Origin of the sequence: Methylomonas koyamae, assembly GCF_001644025.1 — a bacterium.
Classification (GTDB): Bacteria; Pseudomonadota; Gammaproteobacteria; order Methylococcales; family Methylomonadaceae; genus Methylomonas; species Methylomonas koyamae_A.
The window spans coordinates 1-19,201 of sequence record NZ_LUUK01000115.1 but is presented as its reverse complement, the minus strand read 5'-3'; the positions used below and the strand labels follow the sequence as shown (position 1 = coordinate 19,201).

The 19,201-nt window shown below is 57.0% G+C and carries 4 protein-coding genes; all 4 read right to left on the bottom strand.

Annotated features, from left to right (window positions below; genetic code table 11):
• A partial coding sequence (locus A1355_RS09065) for a non-ribosomal peptide synthetase (RefSeq protein ID WP_197471759.1) occupies positions 1 to 4,729 on the bottom strand: 4,729 nt, incomplete at its 3' end.
• A 2-nt stretch (positions 4,730 to 4,731) separates the two neighbouring features.
• Positions 4,732 to 9,987 carry a type I polyketide synthase gene (locus A1355_RS09060; RefSeq protein WP_064027211.1) on the bottom strand — a complete coding sequence of 1,752 codons (5,256 nt, stop codon included), beginning with the start codon at positions 9,985 to 9,987 and terminating at the stop codon, positions 4,732 to 4,734.
• Between the two features lie 2 nt (positions 9,988 to 9,989).
• The gene (locus A1355_RS09055; RefSeq protein WP_064027209.1) at positions 9,990 to 15,332 is read right to left on the bottom strand and encodes a type I polyketide synthase; all 5,343 of its coding nucleotides are present in this window, start codon (positions 15,330 to 15,332) and stop codon (positions 9,990 to 9,992) included.
• The gene (locus A1355_RS09050; RefSeq protein WP_157197815.1) at positions 15,325 to 19,185 is read right to left on the bottom strand and encodes an SDR family NAD(P)-dependent oxidoreductase; all 3,861 of its coding nucleotides are present in this window, start codon (positions 19,183 to 19,185) and stop codon (positions 15,325 to 15,327) included. The genes A1355_RS09055 and A1355_RS09050 overlap by 8 nt, the downstream gene beginning before the upstream one ends.
• Positions 19,186 to 19,201: the final 16 nt, after the last annotated feature.

Sequence of the window (19,201 nt, the reverse complement as noted above, 5' to 3'; positions counted from 1 at the left end):
AGTCGGTGGCGTTCCAGTCTGCCACGACCTGCGTCAGTTGCGTTCGAGTCAAGAGCGGAATCCGCGCCAACGGCAAACGAGGGTTCTCGGCCAATTTTTCCAACGCATTAGCCAGCGCCGACAGCAAGGCTGTGATACTGGCTTGCTCGAACAAATCGCTGCTGTATTCCATCGCCAGCGACCAATGCTGGTCTTCTTCGGTCGCATATAAAGTCAAATCGCATTTCGCCATGGTGCTGGGCAAAACCATAGGCTGGATGTCCAAATCCGGCAACGAAAAAGCTTGCTGCCCTTGGCTTTGATACACGAACATCACCTGGAATAACGGCGAAACCGCCAAATTCCTCTCCGGCTGTAAGGCTTCGACCAAACCTTCGAAGGGGTAATATTGATATTCGTAAGCCGATAACGCGGTCGCCTTGACCTGGTCCAGCAATTGTTCGAAAGACGAGTTGCCGTCGAGCTTGATCCTCATCAACAAGGTATTGACGAATAAACCGACCACATCCTGCACGTCCTGTTGATCCCGGTTCGCCACCGGCGTGCCGATCATGAAATCCGACTGTCCGTTATAGCGGTATAAGACTGCGGCAAATGCCGCCAGCAGCAACATGAAGTCGGTTGCCCCCTGCTGTTGCGCTTGCGCGTGCAACGCGGCCCGAATGGACGCCGGAATCGCGTGAAATTGCATCGCGCCGCGGAAAGTTGGCAGCAGCGGCCGGCTGTGGTCGTAATTCAATGCCAAGGTCGTCGGCGCATCGCCTAAAGCCGTCAACCAATAATCCTTAGCCGCCTTAAACCAACCTTGTTCGGCCAGCATCCTTTGCCAACGGCAATAATCGCCGTATTGCACCGGCAAATCCGGCAATTCGGCGGCGGCGCCCGTCAGGCATTGGCGATACAAAAGCGATACGTCGTGCAGCAAGACCTTAACCGACCAACCGTCGGCCACGATATGGTGCATGACCAGCAACAGCAAATGGTGCCGAGGGGCGATTTCCAATAAACATGCCTTGAATACTTGCCCGGTGGCCGGATCCAAGCCGCTATTGGCCTCCTGGCGGAGGATAGATTCAAGCCCTTGGACGGCAACCACCGGTGCGCTATAGCAAGCCAATACCGGAACGCCGTGTTCTAGAACTTGTTGACGCAAACCGAGCCCTTCGCCGAAAACCTTGCTGCGCAAGGCCTGATGCCTATTCACCAAGGCTTGCAAGGCACCTTGTAAGGCCTCGCGGTTTAAGTCCCCATAGACATGAAAAGCCAGCGGAATATGGTAAACGCCACCGGCATTTTCCAGACTATTGACGAACCATAAGCGTTCTTGCGAGAACGATAAGGGCGCATCCGCCCGGTCTTGCGGCGAAATCGCCGGCCAAGCCAGCCGCTGCCGATCGCCGTCCAGCAAAAGCTCGCCTAAGCCTTGAATGCTGGCGTGGTTGAAAACATCTTCTATGCTGAGTTTGGTGTGAAAAACCGCCGCCAATTTGGCGATCAAGCGTAGCGCCAGCAGCGAATGGCCGCCGACATGAAAAAAATTGCTGTGAATGCCGAACTCGCGGTGTTGCAATAATTGCTGCCAAATATCGGCTATTTGCCGTTGCAAGTCGTTTTCCGGGGCGCTAAGGTCTTCATCCTGACTTACTACGTCCATGGCCGGCAAGGCCTTGCGATCGACTTTGCCGTTAGCCGATAAAGGCAGCTCGGGCAGCACCATAAATGCAGCCGGCAGCATGTAATCGGGCAAAAAGCCCTGCATGAATTCGCGGATCGGCTTAATCAAGGCCGGCGTATTCTCGACGCCGTCCCGCAAGGTCAGATAGGCCAGCAAGGCTTTTTCGCCGCGAAACGATTTAGCCGTCAATACGCAGTTTTGCACGGCCGGATGTTGTTTTAAGACCGCTTCGATTTCGCCCAATTCGATCCGAAAGCCTCTGAGCTTAATTTGGCCGTCTTCGCGGCCTTGGTATTCGATAACGCCGTCGGCCCGGTAGCGGCATATGTCGCCGGTCCGGTACATACGTTCGCCTTGACCGAACGGATTGGGTACGAAGCGTTCGGCGGTCAGCTGCGGCTTTTGCTGATAGCCGCGTGCCAAGCCGATGCCGGCGATGTACAGTTCGCCGGACACGCCGATCGGCACCGGCTGCAGTTGGCCGTCGAGGATGTATAAACGTAGGTTGTCGATCGGTTTGCCGATGGCAACTATCGCGCTGGCGGTGTCGGCTGCGTCGCAAGCCCATTCGCTGACGTCGATCGCCGCTTCGGTCGGGCCGTAGAGATTGTAGAGACGCGCCGATGTCAATTTGCCGTAGACCTGTTGTTGCAGGCTCAACGGCAAGGCTTCGCCGCTGCAGATGATGCGCCGTAAGCTGTTGCAGTTCTCGGCTTCGGGGTCGTCGATGAAGGCTTGCAGCATGGACGGCACGAAGTGCAGGGTGTCGATGTGCTGGGCCTGGATCAGTTTGGCCAGGTAGTCGCTGTCTTTATGTCCGCCCGGTTTGGCGATGACCAAACGGGCGCCGGCGATCAACGGCCAGAAAAATTCCCAGACCGAGACGTCGAAGCTGTACGGGGTTTTTTGTAAGACCCGGTCTTGCTCGCTCAATGGGTAACGCCGCTGCATCCACTGGATCCGGTTGGCCAGCGCTTGGTGGTGATTGGCCACGCCTTTCGGTTGGCCGGTGGAACCGGAGGTGTAAATCAGGTACGCGAGCTGCTGCGGATGGCATCTCACTGCCGGCGCGCTGACCGCTTGCTGGGCCAGTTCGGCTTGCAGGGCTTCGAGGACCAGTACCTGGCCGGGATACGATTGCAGTTTACCGGCCAGGGCCTGCTGGGTCAGACACCAGCCGGCACCGGCATTGGCGATCATATAGTCCAAGCGTTCTTGCGGGTAGTCGGGGTCTAGCGGCAGGTAAGCCGCGCCGGCCTTGATGATCGCATGCAGGCTGACCACCAACTCCAGGCTGCGCTCCATACACACCGCGACTAAACTTTCCGGACCGACGCCTTGCGAGATTAGGTAATGCGCCAATTGGTTGCTGCGCCGTTCCAGTTCGTCGTAGGTCAATTGGCGTTGTTCGAACACCAAGGCCACCGCCGCCGGCGTCCGTTGCGCCTGACGGCTTAACAATTCCGGTATCAAGGCCTCAGGGTACGCGTAGTCGGTGGCGTTCCAGTCTGCCAATGGCTGGCGTCGATAATCGGCGTTCAGCAGCGGCAGCAAGACCGCCGGTTTGTCTTGAAACTCCGGAAAGGACTGTAAAACGGTTTGATAATAATCGGCGAGTCTTTGGGCATCGTCGGCATCCAGTACCTCGCTATTGAATTTAAGCGAACCGACTAAGTCGCCGCCCGCTTCCATCAACTCCAACGACAGATCGAACTGCCCTTCCTGTTGAAACAAGGCATAGGGCGCCAACGCCAAACCACCCCAGTCCACGGTTTGCCCGGCAGTTCGACCGCTGCCGCTGGCATCGAGCAGTAGCTGGGCTTTTTGCAATTGCTGGAACACGAAAGCGGCCTGAAACAACGGCGGACGGCTGGTATCGCGGGACAGCGCCAGCCGCTCGATAATCAAAGCTAACGGGAAAGCCTGATGCGCCATGGCCGACAATACTTCCCGACGACAGGCGCGAACGAAATCGGCGACCGTTTGCTCTGGGTTTAGCTCCGATAGAATCGGCAAGGGATTGACGAAATACCCCACGACGCCGGCATAACGATCGTCATCCCGACCGGCCAACGGCGTACCGACACAAAGCCGTTGCTGACCGCCGCAGCGGTGTAGCAATAACTGATAAGCCGCGAGCAATAACACGTATAAGGTAACATCCAGCTCGACGGCTAGCGCCCGCAAGGCGGAGACTGTCCGGCTATCGATACGTAAAGGATACGAGGCGCCGCGGTAATTCCGCCGCGCCGGAAAAGGCCGCTTGGTGGGCAGGTTTAATAACGGTGGGGCTTGCACGAATTTATCGCGCCAATACCGCCAATCCGCTTCCAACGTTCCTGAATCAACCTCGGCCACCTGTGTTTCGGCATACTGACGATACGAAAGCGATAACCTCGGCAAATCAGGCTCACGCCCGGCCACTAAGGCCGAATACACCTGAGCGAGTTCGTCGAGCAACAGCCACAGCGACCAGCCGTCGCCGATAATATGGTGAAAAACCAGCAATAACACCGATTGCCGGGGCGCGCATTGAAATAAACCTACCCTGAACAACGATCGCGAACCGTTCAAATCGAATGGCGCGGCGTAATGTCCGGCCACCTGATCACTTAAGGTTTGCTCGTCCCAGCCGGACGCATCGATGTGTTGAAAATCGATGCTTGCGCCAGGATCGATGAACTGGCGCGGCTCGCCGTCTTGCGCTTCAAAACGCAAACGTAGCGCAGGATGGCGCTCCGCCAAATAGCGCAAGGCTTGCCGCAGGCGCTCGGGGTCGACCGCCGACAAAATCCTGGCCGAGAAAGCCACGTTATAAGCCGCGCTATCCGGCGCCGTTTGATGCAGGAACCACAAAGCCCGTTGCCCGTAAGTCAAGACAAAGGGCTCGCGTTGCAAGGTTTGAAAATGCTCGATTAAAGCTTGTTTATGGCTTTTAAGCGCGTCCAGCAGCGCCTCGTTGATGGCTTGTTTGGGTGCCCGGTAACGTAATTTATCGCCTTCCAGCCACAGTTCCACCCGATTGTCGGCCAAATCCCGCAGTAACCCTTGCACGCTCAAATTTCCCCCTCCAGCATATCTTCATCCTCGGCTATCGAGGCGGTCTTAATCCGCTCTATCGGCAATAGGTTCACTTGCAGATAATCGACCAAACCCCAACCTTCGCACTGCAATAGCTCGCTGACCGGCACTTCGGTTTGCAAGGTTTTGCGCATGACTGCGCGTAACTCCACGGCGGCCAAGGAATCCAAACCCAGAGAACTCAGCGAGCGGCTCAATTCGCATTGCGCCGCCGATAATTTCAAGATTCCCGCCAATTGCCGCTTGAGCCAATCGCCCAACATCGTCTTGGATTGTTCTGAGTCGGCGGAACGTAAAGCCCGCAAATATTCGTCGCCGTCAACAGCCTCCACGCCGACAGCCGGCATCAGTTCCGCCAGCAATCCCTCCGCCGCGCCATGCCCCGCGCTCTTGGCGGCCTGCCGCCAATCGCAATTCACCACGCAAACTTGCCCGGTCTGGCGGCCGCCGAGCAGCCCCTGCAACACCGTTCCAGCGCGTTCGCCATCGATCAAGCCCAAACCCGATTGGCGCCAAAATGCGCGTAGCCCATCGCTACTCTGTTGTTGTATCCCGCTCTGCCAAGGGCCCCAGTCGATAGCCAGAGCAGGAAAACCGTCATGCCCGCGTTGCCATGCCAAGGCGTCCATCGCCGCGTTGGCTGCGGCATAAGCGCCTTGGCCGACATTGCCCAACAAGGCGTTCAACGACGAATACAGCCAGAAAAAATCCAGCGCATGGCGGCGGGACGCTTGATCCAGCAAAACCGCCGCTTGTAACTTGACCCGATTCAATTGTGCCAACCGCGACGCCGATTGCTTTAGCAACAGATCGTCGTCGGTAAAACCCGCGCAGTGCACAATGCCTTTTAGCGGCCTGCCGCTATGTTCGATGGCGGCAAACAGCCGCTCGACGGCCAGAGGTTCGCAAACGTCCAGCGTCATTACGATTAACTCGAGATCGGCATATTGGCCTTGCAAATCCAGCAAGCGGCTCGGCAACCGCGCATGCTCCCGGCGACTGCTCAGATAAAGATGACGGGCACCTTGCTCGATCAACCAACAAGCGGTCGTTAACCCTAAATCGCCCAAACCGCCGCTCACCAAGTAATTGGCGTGTTGATCGATCTCGACCGGCGAGTCGGTCGGCGGTTTATGACGCTGCAATCGTTGCGCCCATAGTCGATCGCCTATCGCGGCCAAGCGTTGCTCGCCGCTGTTGTCCAATAAGCCGGCTAGCAATGCCTCAGCGCTATCGGCATCGATGATGCGCGGTTTCAGCTCGCTATGCTCCTGGAACAAAACTGCCGCCATCCCCCACAACGCGGCGCCGCCGTAATTCATTTGTCGGCAAAATTCGCCTTGCGCGTTGCGGGTCGTCAGCGTCAAATTCAGGCGATGGCCTTGCAACAACGGCAGCAAGGCCAACAACTGCCCCGGCGCCTCCATGGCATGTGCCGCGCCGTCCACCGCTAAAAACCCGCTCAAATCGACCAACTCGTTGACGCCGATTAAATCGTCGGCACTCAGCTGATCGAAATTCAATGTGCTAACCCTATGGCCTTGCTGGATTAAGGGCTCGACCAAGGCCGGCTGGTCTTGGCCGGCAATGAACAGCCAGGACTTTCCGCCCTGGCCGACCACGGCACGATGCGGCCGCCAAACCGGCTGATAGAACCAGTCGGGCATGGGCGACAGCATTTGTTTCAAACGACTTTCGCTGACGGTCGCCACTTCGACGCCGGCAATCGAAAACTGCAATTGCCGCTGAGCGTTAAAAATCGCCAAATCGATCCGTGCCGAGTCATTCAATGTAGCACTAGCCCAACAACTGTCGGCAAAATCCCCTCGCCAACATTCGATCCGTCGGATACGCACCGGCAAACGCAACCCCCCGCCGTCCGGTTCGAACACCGCGGCCATCAATTGCAGCGCCGAATCGAGTACGGTCGCATCGAGCGCGGCGGCGTCCACCCACCGCTGATCCAGCCGGGCAACGGCTCTGCCCGGCTGTTGCCAAAGCGAGGCGATGCCTCGAAAACGCGGCCCGTATTGCAAACCGTGCTCGGCAAACAAGCGATAAAATGGCTCCGCCGAGTATTCGTCGCATTGTTCCGGCACGTCTAAGGACACGGCCGCGGTATCGCTGCTTTCGCTTAGCGGCTGTAAACCGGCGCTGACATGTTGCCGCCACTGCTCGCCACCTTCCTCCCGGCTGACTATTTTCAAGTCGTACGCCGAGTCGCCTAACCCGCTGAATATCAATTGCACGTCGATGGCCGTGCCCTCGGGAATCAGCAGCGCACGCGTTATTTCCAGATCGACGATCGCAAAGCGCCTGTGGCCATCGCGCTTGAACAATGCTTGATAAACCGTAGCGATCAACAAGGCCAGCGGTGCGACCGGCAAACCATAGACCCGGTGCTCGCTTAGCCAAGGCTGGTTCGCAAGACTTAATGTCCAGGCGTAAACGGTGCTATTTTCCGCAAACGCCGGACTACTCAACCAACGGCCTTGCCGGTCGACCAGCGGCAGCGCTTCAAAATCGTACCAATCGGGCCAATAACGCTGGCGCTGCCAAGGGTAAGTGGGCAGATCCGTCAGTTGGCCGGCGTTAAGCGATTGCCAATTCAATTCCAAACCGGAAGCGACGACCTCGGCCAAGGCTTGGTTAAATGAGCTTTCGTTTCCGGGGCAAGCCGAAACGGCAGTCACATTCGTCGCCTGTTGCCGGATCAAGCCGGTCAACACCGGTTTAGGACCGATTTCCAGCCATAAATCCACATCCTGCCGTGCCAAGGTATCCAGGCTTTGTTGAAATAACACCGGCTGGCGCAAATGCCGTAACCAATAATCGGCCTGGGCGTAAGCAGCGGTTTCAAGGCCGCCGGTCAAATTGGCAATCATCGGAATCGAAGCGGCGTTTAACGCGACCCCGGCAAAACAGGCGGCAAACTCTGTCAATACGGGCTGCATGCACGGCGAATGAAAACCGTGCGAGGTGTTAAGGCGGCGATATTCCAGGCCGTGCTCGGCGCATACTTGCAAAAATCCGGACAGTTGGGCCGCGTCACCGGAGACCACTTGATTTTCCGGACTGTTATAAGCGGCAATACTCAAGCTTGGAAAGTCGGCCAACATCGTTTGCAGGCGCTCGGCAAACGTAAACACCGCCGCCATGCCGCCCCGACCGGGCGCTTCTTGCATCAGTTCGGCCCGCTTTACGATCAGTCGCAAACCTTGTTCCAAATCGAACACGCCGGCAATACAGGCCGCCACGTATTCGCCTAGGCTGTGACCGATCAGACAAACGGCATTTACGCCCCAAGCTTGCCATTGTTTGGCCAGGGCGTATTCGAAGGCAAACAAGGCCGGCTGAGCGTTTGCACTTAAATGAATGTCCTCGGCCGATGGCTCGAGCAACAAGCGCTTCAAATCGATGGTACTGAACTGGCGCAGCAACCGATCGCAGCAGTCGATTTGCCGGCTAAACTCCGGATAAACGTCGTACAACTGCGCCGCCATCCCCGGCCATTGCGAACCTTGTCCGGTAAACGCGAAGCCAATCCTCGGCTTGGCGCGTGAGACATGGCGATAGCCTGAAAAACCGGCGCCCTGCTCCGCAAATGCCAGTAAGCGCGACTTGAAGTCGGCCGCCGAATCGGCCGTCACGGCCAAACGGTGAGCGAAACGCGAGCGTCGGGAATTGGCGGTATAACAAATATCGGCCACCGCCGCAGTTTCCGAGCCGAATAGCCGAGTCGCATAATCGGACGCCAGTTGCTGCAAAGCCGGCAAGGTTTTCGCGGATAACAGCAACAGGTTTACGCCCGCGGCCGCCGCTGCGTCTATCGGTTCGGACGGCGGCGCTTGTTCGATTATCAGATGAGCATTGGTCCCGCTTAAACCGAACGAGCTGACCGCCGCCAACCGGGGTTGTCCTTCGGCGGGCCAAGCCTGGCGGGTTAGGGGAATATTTACCGGCCAGGCCTGCCAATCGATATGCGAGCTGGGGCGGCTGAAATGCAAATGCGGGAACAATTCGGCTTCGTGCAACGACAACACGGTCTTAATCAAACCGGCAATCCCGGCGGCCGCTTCCAAATGGCCTAAATTGGTTTTGACCGACGCAACGTGCATCGGGCGACGGCTTGGGTTTTTAGCGTAGCAAGCGGCCAAGGCCCGCATTTCGATCGGGTCGCCCAACGGTGTCCCGGTACCGTGCGCCTCGATATAGCCGACTTGTTCGGCCTTCACGCCGGCCGCGGCCAAGGCGGCGTTGATCACCGCCTGCTGGGAAGGGCCGGACGGTATCGTCAAGCCGCCGCTGGCGCCGTCTTGATTGACGGCCGAGCCGCGAATCACGGCCCAGATGCGGTCGCCTTGTTTTTCGGCGTCGGACAAACGTTTTAATACCACCGCCCCGCAGCCTTCCGAGCGAATGAAACCGTCGGCGTCTTCGGCAAAAGTCTTGCATCGTGCGTCTTTGGAAAGCATGCCGGCGCGGCTGAAAGCCACGTAAGTTTCGGGCGCCAAAATCACATTGACGCCGCCGGCGATCGCCATCGTGCATTCGCCGGCGCGCAAACTCTGGCAGGCGTTATGTACGGCGACCAACGACGAGGAACACGCGGTATCGATAGCCATGCTGGGCCCGGTCAAACCGAGCCAATAAGATAGACGGCCGGCCAACATATTCAGCGAAGCGCCGGTGCCCAGATAAGCGTCAACCTGATCCGGCTGCAATTTTTTAGCCATGACCGCCGCAAAATCGAAGCTGCTGGCGCCGACGAAAACCCCGGTTTGAGTGGCAAACAAATCGCCGGGAACGATATTGGCATGCTCCAAGGCTTCCCAGCAGACTTCAAGCCACAAGCGCTGTTGCGGATCCATGGCCATGGCCTCGCGCGGCGAAATACCGAAGAAATCGGCGTCGAAGCGATCCAGCTGCTCAATAAAGCCGCCTTCGCGTACATACATTTTCCCTGGTCGTTCCGGATCGGCATTGAAATAATCGTCCACCCGCCAACGCCAAGCCGGCATTGACCCGATGGCGTCCATCCCGTGGCGCAACAAATCCAAATATGCCGCCAAACCCTCGGCCCCTGGAAATCGGCAACCCATGCCGACAACGGCAATGGCTTCCCGCGATTGTTGGGCGGTTTTAAGTTTTCCTTCCAAGGCATCGATCTTACGCAACGCCTCCAGCATCAAGGCTCGATAATCGGTTTTCGGTTCGCTCTTTTCGGTCATCTTCAATCCATAGCCGCCAAACGCCGTTCCAATAAAGCCGAAAGCTGCTGTTCCGAAAAATCGTCGAGATTGTCGCTCAAGGGCTCCTCTTCCGCGCCGAATTCCGTTGCCAACTGTTGACTAAGATAAGCCAACAGCGCCTCAATGGTCGGATAGTCGAAAAGCATAGTCGAGGCCAGTCGCAATTCCAACGTCTGGCCTAATTTTCGGCTTAACTCCATCGCCAATAAAGAGTCGAAGCCGATATCGAACAAACGCTGCCGGGGCGCCAACCCAAGGCTTTCCGGATTCCGCAACACCTGGGCGATTCCCTGCCGCACGGCTTGTTCCAATAAAGCCGGCCGCCGGGCAGCGTCGCTTTGCCGCCATTGTTGAATCAAACTCTCCGACTGAGTATCGTGGCCAGCCTCGTTAGCCGCCATCGTTCGATAATAATTCGGCACCTCGAACGGTAAGGCGGCAAAAAACGCCGGCCAGTCCACCGGCATCACCGCCGCCTGCGGTAAATCTTCAGTCAACAAACGCTCGAATAAAGCCAAGCCCTGCCGCGGTTGAATCAGGGCCAAGCCTTTTTCGGCCATCGCCTCAGCCGCACCGGCCAGCATGCCCTCGCCGCTCCAGCCGCCCCAGTTAATCGTCAACGCCGCTAAACCTTGGTGTTTTCGGTTCAGCATCAGCGCATCGGTATAGGCATTGGCCGCCGCATAATTGCCCTGCCCCGGCGCCCCGGTCAATGCGGCCAACGATGAAAACACCGCGAAAAACGCCAGTTCCGGGAACGATTGATCTAAAAACCGCAACGTGCTGACTTTAGCCCGCCAAGGCCGCTCGAAATCGGCTTGATTCATCTTCAACAAAGACGCATCGCTCAATGCGCCGGCGGCATGGACAATGCCGGCCAAGGGCGGCAAGGACTGTAATTGCGCCATCAAAGCGCTGACGCCTTCCGCTTGCGCCAAGTCGGCCGCGACTCCGATAATTTTCGCGCCTTGAGCTGCCAATGCCTGCAACTTCAACGGGTCGATGGCGGTTAAGCCCTTGCGGCTGGCAATCAGCACGCTATCCGCGCCGTGTTCAACCAGCCACTCCACGACCGCGAAACCCAAGGCGCCGGAACCGCCGGTAACCAAATACGTCTTGTCGGCCGCTATGGTTAATGCCGCGCGGTTTTCCGGACGCCAAGGCAACAATCTCGCGGCATAACATTGCCCGCCCCGCAAGGCCAACTGTTGTTCGCCGCTGATGCCGGACAACAACCGCGCCAGCTTGCCATTTTCGGCGGTATCGATAGCGTCTACATCCAATGCTTGCCAAATCCGCTGCGGAAACTCCAGTGCCGCGGTCTTAAGCAAAGCCACGCAAGCGCTTTGTTTCGGGCAAACGGCCTCGAGGTCGATCACAGCGCCTCCCCGAGTCAGCAGAGTGACTTTAGCCGCGATATTCCGAATTTCCAACGTCTGAACCAACGTTAAAAAGCCTAAACAGACGCTGCTGTCCTCTTCGCCTAAAAAGTCTTCGGCGCAATAAACCAAATGCAGTGATGTCGAGCTTGGTGAAAAATCCCGCCAATACCCGGAATCTCGCAACTGTTCGGGACTCATCAAGCTCAAGCCCACGACTTGGGTCCGTAATTTAGCCAGCAAGCGGTTTGCCGTTGCCGTGCCGATGCACAAAACGTGCTCGCCAGCCGGCTGTTCGGTCAGGTCGGTATCGGCTAGCAATGTCCAACCCGGCCGACAAAGCCAATCCTCCGGCCGTTGATCCGCCGCTACCGCCAACGCTTGTTTGGCTAATGGCTGAAAACTGACGCCTTGCATAGCCAATGTCAGGTTATCACGGTCTTTCAGGATCACATCGACCTGACAAGCCCGGTCTGTTCTGGACGACAATCTGGCAAGACATGAGCCGCCAAACTCGAGCGGCCGGTAAAAATCGATACGTTCTACCGCGATCGGTAGCCAGGTTTCGTCGCCGACTGTTTCGCCGACCGCTATGCCGGCGGTTTGCAGACAACCATCCCAAATAGCCGGATGCAAGAGATGTCCCGGTTCACATGCTCTGGGTTTAAAGCCGGCAAAGACCGTCTGTCCGGCGATCTCAATGCTCTCCAACACTTTAAAGGTCTCGCCGTACACGATGTCTTTTTGCCGAAATTGCCGGTAGAGCTTGTCCGCTGCAAGGCTTTGCCGCTCGTCGCCAGCCGCCGGCGCTTCGAAATCTTTAAAGCTCATGCAAACGTCGGTTTCGGCACTGATATGACGATGCCAGCCGGCAGCGTCCAAGCGGGAAAAAATACCAAGTTGATAATGGCCGCCGACGGCCTTAGCCTTAATTTGCAGCTGAGTTTCGCTATCCCGCGACAAAAGCAAAGGCCGTTCGATCCGCAGATTTTTCAGCGCCAGGGCCGACGATTTGCTCAACTGTTGCCCGACTTCGAACAATATTTCCAGCAACACCGCGAACGGTGCCAATAGCCTGCCGAAGACTTGGTGTTCGCTCAAATAGGCCTGTTCCCTCGGCGCCAGCCAAGTTTCGAAATAAACCGACTCCGAATCGGCCAGCGCCAAACGCTTGCTCAGCAAAGGCGATAAGGTTTGCGTTGTTTCCACGCGTCTATTTTTTAACGCGCTATCGGGCAACCAATAACGTTTGCCGGAAAAAGGATAGACCGGTAGCGGCGGGCAATACACGTTAGGCGCGTCGCCGAAAATCGCTTGCCAATTCAGATCAAAACCGCCGGTATATAAACGGGCGGCGCAATGCAGCACACTATCGGCTTGCTTGGGCTGCAAACTGGCAAATATCCGCTCCGCCTCGATCGCGTTGGCCGACAACATCGGCGCCAAAACCGGCTTCGCTCCGCATTCCAAAAACACGTCGCAACCCAATTGCCGTAACGCGCCCACATTGTCGGCAAAGGCGACCGGTTGCCGACAATGTTGCAGCCAATAATCGGCCCAAACGATGTCATCGCCGATGATTCGTCCGGTGACATTGGAAACCAGCGGCATGAAGGCTTTGCCGTACGCCGCTTGTTCGAAGATCCGCCTCAACGCCGGTAATACTGGCTCCATCATCCGGGAGTGAAAAGCATGCGAGACCGCTAGCAGCGTACACTGTATGGCACTCTCCGAAAAATATTGCCTAGCCTGCTCGATCAGTACGCTAGAGCCCGCCAAGACGCAATGCCTAGGCGAATTGACCGCCGCGATGTCCAACTCCGGCCAGTTAGCCGCCAATAAAGCGTTAAGCCCTTCGCGACTTGCCGCGACAGCCAGCATCGCGCCTCCGCTCGGGGCTTGCTGCATCAGTTGCGCCCGGGCTACCACCAAGCTTATAGCCTGTTCCAAGTTGAATACGCCGGCGACGCAAGCCGCGACGTATTCGCCCAGACTGTGCCCCATCACCGCATCCGGCTCTATGCCCCAAGACTGCCATAGGCGAAACAGCGCGTAATCGACCGCGAAAATGGCCGGCTGCGCATAGCAGGTTTGTTGCAATTGCGCGTCGCTGCCGTCGAATAACAGTTGCTGCAGCGGTATAGGCAACGATTTTTGCAAATATTCGGCGCATTGATCGATGGTTTGCCTGAAAACCGGCCAGCGCCGGTATAAATCTTGGGCCATGCCGGGATACTGCGAACCCTGACCGCTGAACACCATCGCCAATTTTGGCTTTTGCCGGCCTTGCCCGGAGCGGTATAAACGCCCATCGTCCCGACCTGTTGCCAACGCCGACAAAGCCTGTTCGATCTGCTGTCGGTCGGCGGCGACGATCAGCGCGCGGTGTTTCAAATCCGCCCGGCTAACGGCGGCGCGATAACACACCGCATGTAAATCGGCATCGTGCGCAGCCAGCCAGTGTTGATATGCCGCCGCCAGCGCCGTTAAGGAAGCCTCGCTGTTGGCCGAGAGCTTTAGCGCCAAACCCCTGCCCCGTTCGACAGGGTGTTCCGCATTCCGAGTCGGCGCTTCCGCCAGCAATACGTGCACATTGGTGCCGCTCAAACCAAAGGCGCTAACGCCGGCTATCCGCGTTTGTCCTTCCTCCACTTGCCACGCCTCGAACTTTGTCGCCACTTTCAGCGGTATCGCCTGCCAAGGAATATGGGCGCTGGGCGTGCTAAAGTTCAAATGCGGCACCCGCATGCGCTGTTGCAACATCAAGACGGCCTTAATTAATCCGGCGATGCCCGCCGCGCCTTCCATATGACCGAAATTGGTTTTCAAGGAACCGATATACAGCGGATTGGCCGCGGCGCGACCACCGCCCAACACGCTGTTCAACGCGCCGACTTCGATCGGATCGCCCAAGGCCGTGCCGGTGCCGTGAGCTTCGATATAACCGACATCGGCCGCCGTCAACAACGCATCGGCGAGGGCCGCTTTCAGTACGGCTTCCTGCGCCCGTTCGCTGGGCACGGTCAAACCGCTGCTGCGGCCGTCGTGATTGGCGGCGCTGCCCTTGATCACCGCGCAAATCGGATCGCCTGCCGCCAACGCATCACTAAGCCGCTTCAATACCACCAGCCCAACACCGTCGCCACGACCGATGCCGTCGGCCTTCGCATCGAAGGTTTTGCACAAGCCGTCCGCCGCCAGCATCATCGCCTGGCTTTCGGTAATCGCGGCACGCGGCGATAACTGCAAATTAACGCCGCCGACCAAGGCCATATCGATTTCGTTGCCGCGCAGGCTTTTCACCGCCAAATGCACCGCCAACAACGATGAAGAACACGCGGTATCGATGACCATCGCCGGGCCTTGCATACCGTAATAATAGGCCAAGCGGCCGGCCAGAATACTCGGCGCGTTGCCGGTGCCGGTATGAACGTCGATGGCGCTGTCGTCCTTGATCAGCTCGGCATATTCCTGCGTCATGCAACCGATATACACTCCGCTACGGCTATTGCGTAAAGCCTTGGGATGAATGCCGGCGCGTTCGAAAGCTTGCCAGCTGGTTTCCAGCAACAAGCGTTGCTGCGGGTCCATCTGTTCGGCTTCACGAACGGCAATGGCAAAAAAATCGGCATCGAAGCGGTCGATATCGCTTAAAAAAGCGCCGTAACGGCTGCTGATTTTGCCGGGCGTTTGAGCGGATTCGGCATAATATTCGGCTAGCGACCAGCGCTGTTCCGGTACTTCGCCACGGGCATTTTTGCCTTCGGCCAAAAACCGCCATAAAGCCTCGGGAGAATCGCAAGCGCCGGGAAAGCGGCACCCGATCGCCAGCACGGCGATCGGCTCGTGCGCGGCCTGTTGATAGTGGGCCAACTGGCCGCGCAACTCGCGCAACTCGTCCAAGGCTCTGCGCATTAAGGCTTGTTGTTTCTCCGACTCAGTCATCGCTCTGTCCGCTTTCCCATTTCGACAATTCCCGCTCCAACAGCACCGCAATATCCTCTTCTTCCTGATCAAACGCTTCCGTCGGCGACTTTTCCTGTCCGGCCTGCTCGCTGAACAACGCCGGGAAAACCTCTAGGCTGATATATGCCAATAATTCGTCGACCGACGGATATTTGAACGCCAGCGTGGACGGTAAAGCCGTCTGGGTGGATTTTTGCAAACGATTGCGTAATTCCAGCGTCATCAAAGAATCCATGCCCAACTCGGCAAACCCGATTCCCGCAGCCAATTGCCCAAGGTCGTGCAAGCCAAGCACCGCAGCGACATGCTCGGTCAAATGCCGGTGCAAAAACCGCCGCCGCTGCTCAAGCGGCAACAGGCCAAGCTGTTCGGCCAGGGTCTGTCGGTTTTGCTCAACCGGCTCGAAGGCTTTGGTCAACGACGAACGGTTAAATTTAAAGTGCCGCCAATCGACATTGAATAAACCGACCGGCGCCGGAAGACGCTCTCGATTGTCGGACAAAAGCCGCTCGAGAAACGCAAACGCTTGCTCGGCGCTTAATTTGCCGATCCCCGCCAAAGCCAAACTATCGGCAGTTTGAATATCGGCCATGCCCGCGCCGGCCCAAGGCCCCCAGCCCATACTCAAGCCCGGCAAGCCTTGCCGCCGCCGCCATTGCATCAAGGCATCCATAAAACCATTGGCCATCGCATAATTGCCTTGTCCGGGCGCGCCCAACCAGGCCGCCATCGAGGAATAGGCCACGAAACAATCCAGGTTCAATCCCTGGCTAAAACGATGCAAATTCCATAAGCCAAAGACTTTGGGTTTCAGCACTTGCGCCAGCCGTTCACTATCCAGATTGGCCACAACGCTGTCCTGCAACACCCCGGCGGCATGGAAAATCCCACGTAAATCTTCGCCATGCTCAGTCAAAATGGCTTGTACTTGTTGCGCATCAGCAATATCGGCTTTAAGCTCGATCACTTCGGCGCCTAAACGCAAAATCGCCTCTAACCGGTCTTTGCCACTGTCCGGAACGCCGTGGCGCGAGACTAAAACCAGTTTTGCCGCGCCTTTTTCCGCCAACCAATGCGCCGTTTGCAGCGCCAAAGCCCCGGAACCGCCGGTCAGTAAATAAGTGCCCCGCGCGCTAAAACCCGGATTTTGGGCGACGCTAAATGTGTGCAACCGCGGCGAAAAACAATAGTCACCGCGTAGAGCGATTTCGGTTTCTTGCGCGTGACGCGTTAAAACTGCCACGACATGCTCGGCGGTAAGCCGGGTTTCATCCCAATCCAACCATTGGCAAGGATTTAGCGGATACTCGTGGTTAAAACTACGCAATAACCCGGATAAGCCCTCGAGAGTCGGATCGAGCCCATCTGTATCAGTAACCGGCCTGGTTTGCCGGCTTAACAGCGCTATTTTGACCCCGGCCCGTTCGCCGATGGCGGCGGCCTTTTGCAAAAATCGCAATAAAACATCGGCGTTTTGCCCAGCTTGCCAGGCCATATCCTCGGCCAAGGAATTGCTATCCAAACCCAGCAACACACCTTCGGCGCTAAGATCGTAAGCCATAAAGGTATCAAAATCCAGCCATTGCGCCCACGCCGCCGTATCGGCGAGCGCTTTGGCCAAGGCATTCCCTGTCACCAGCCATCGCGACGCAACCGGTTCGACTGTCGCCTTAGACAGCACCTCGGTTTGACGCCAAGTTAAGGCGTAAGCGTTTTTTTCTGCAGTCAAGGCTTGCTGCATCGACTTGCTATTGGCTTTACGCAAGGTCGCGGCGGCTAACTCGGCAAGGACTTGCCCCGATTCGTTGAATAATGTCACCCGGCCTTGAATGCTGCCTTGCCGGCCGATTTCCCCATCCGTCAAGCACGCATGACACCATAACTGGGTCAAGCGGTTTTCCGCCGCCAATTGCAATTGCTCGACCGCCACGGGTATGTAAGTCTCGGTGTATTGCTCCGGCACAGCGGCGCCTAACAATTGAAAGCAAGCATCGATGAGTCCTGGCGGCAGTCCGAAAGTCTTGTCCAGCGCGGTAAAGGGGCGAATCCTGGCTAAAGCTTGATGTTCACCTTTGAATAATTGTTCGAACCAGCGAAAACTTTCGCCCAATTGCACGTGTTGCAGCGTCAGCAATTGGTAGAAATTTTGCACGTCAACCGACTCCGGGCATTGCCGGCGCAGTTCCTGCGCATCGAGATCGGCGAAGTTAGCCGGGGCCGCTACCATCGACGCCGTCAGATGCTCGGTAAACTCGGCAGGCTTTTCCTCGAACAAGCTAATCACTTTAACTTGATATTGCCGCTCGCCGAGCGGCGTCAGCCCCACTTGTAATAAACGCTGTTCCTGTTCCGCCAGTTGCAGGGCTTCGATAAATTCAATATCTTGGATTTTGAACACCTGCGTCGGGTAGCGCTCCCGGCCGACGGCAATCAAGGCCGACAAGTGACAAGCCCCCGCGACCATCACCCGATCGAAGACTTTATGATCGAGCAAGAACGGCAAATGCCGGCAAGCTATCCGGCCTTGGTACAAATTCCCAGTCCAGAAAGGCGACGTTATCGCTTGTTGCAACATCGGATGGATGCTCTCGCCAAGCGCGACATCGGCTTTTACCGGTCTTGGGCTGAACCAATAGCGCTGTCTTTTCCAGGGATAATTCGGCAAACTCAGCAAACGCCGGCGCCGGCCTTGGTAAACGCTTGGCCAATCCAAGTCGTGGCCGGCTTGGTATAAAACCGCCGCGACTTGTTGGCAGGCGCGCCAGTCGTTGCCCTTGGCATCCAGGGAACACGCGCCGGCAAGATTCGCTTGTTGTACCAAACCGCTCAATACCGGCCGACCGCCTAACTCGATAAAGAAATTAGCGCCTTGTTGCCCGGCCACCGTCAATGCCTGTTTGAATAAAACCGGCTGCCTGACATGCCGAAGCCAATAGTCGACGCTACGCAAGACTTCGCTTTCCGCTTTGCCGGTCAGCGTTGAAATAAACGGCCATTGCGGTTTATTGAAGGCAATCCCGTGCAAACAGGTTTCGAAATCCGCCAACATGCTATCGACCTGGGGCGAGTGAAAACCCCGCTTGACCGGCAAGACTTTAGTAAACCAATCCTGTTGCTGGGCCCGCACGGTAAAATCGTGAATCGCTTCGCCGGCACCGGACACCACAATCTGCTGGTCGGCGTTAACCGCGGCAATAGCCAGTTTGGATTCCAGACCGCTGAGCAATTGACGGACTTGTTCCTCATTGGCGTAGACGGCCAGCATGGCGCCGTCTTCCGGCAAGGCCTGCATCAACCGGCCTCGGCAAACCACCAAGCGCAAGGCCGCCTGCAAATCGAATACCCCGGCGATACAAGCCGCGGCATATTCGCCCAAGCTATGGCCCAACACCATGGCGGGCTTTACCCCCCACGACAGCCACATCTTGGCCAATGCGTATTGCAACGCGAATAAAGCCACTTGCTCGTGCTCGGTCTGCTCCAAACGAACCGAAGCTTGGTCGCCATAAAGCAATTCAGTAACTTGAGTCCGATTTTGTTTAACCAATTCGGCGTCGCAAGCATCCAAGGCGGCCTTGAATACCGGCTGCCCGTTGTATAAGGCCCATCCGGCACCGGCTCTAACACTGCCTTGTCCTGCGAATAAAAATACCGGTGCAATAGGCGCTTTAAGATTCGATTGCCAAGTTTTTTCCGCCAACGAGGTTTGTAAAAACCCTTGCAACTGTTCGACGCTATCGACTACCGCAGCCAGTCGCCAATTAAAATCGTCTCGGCCGATATTGGCGCTGAAGCAAAAATCCGCCAAGTCTTCAGCTTTTAATGTAGCCAATTGCTTAAGGTGGCTT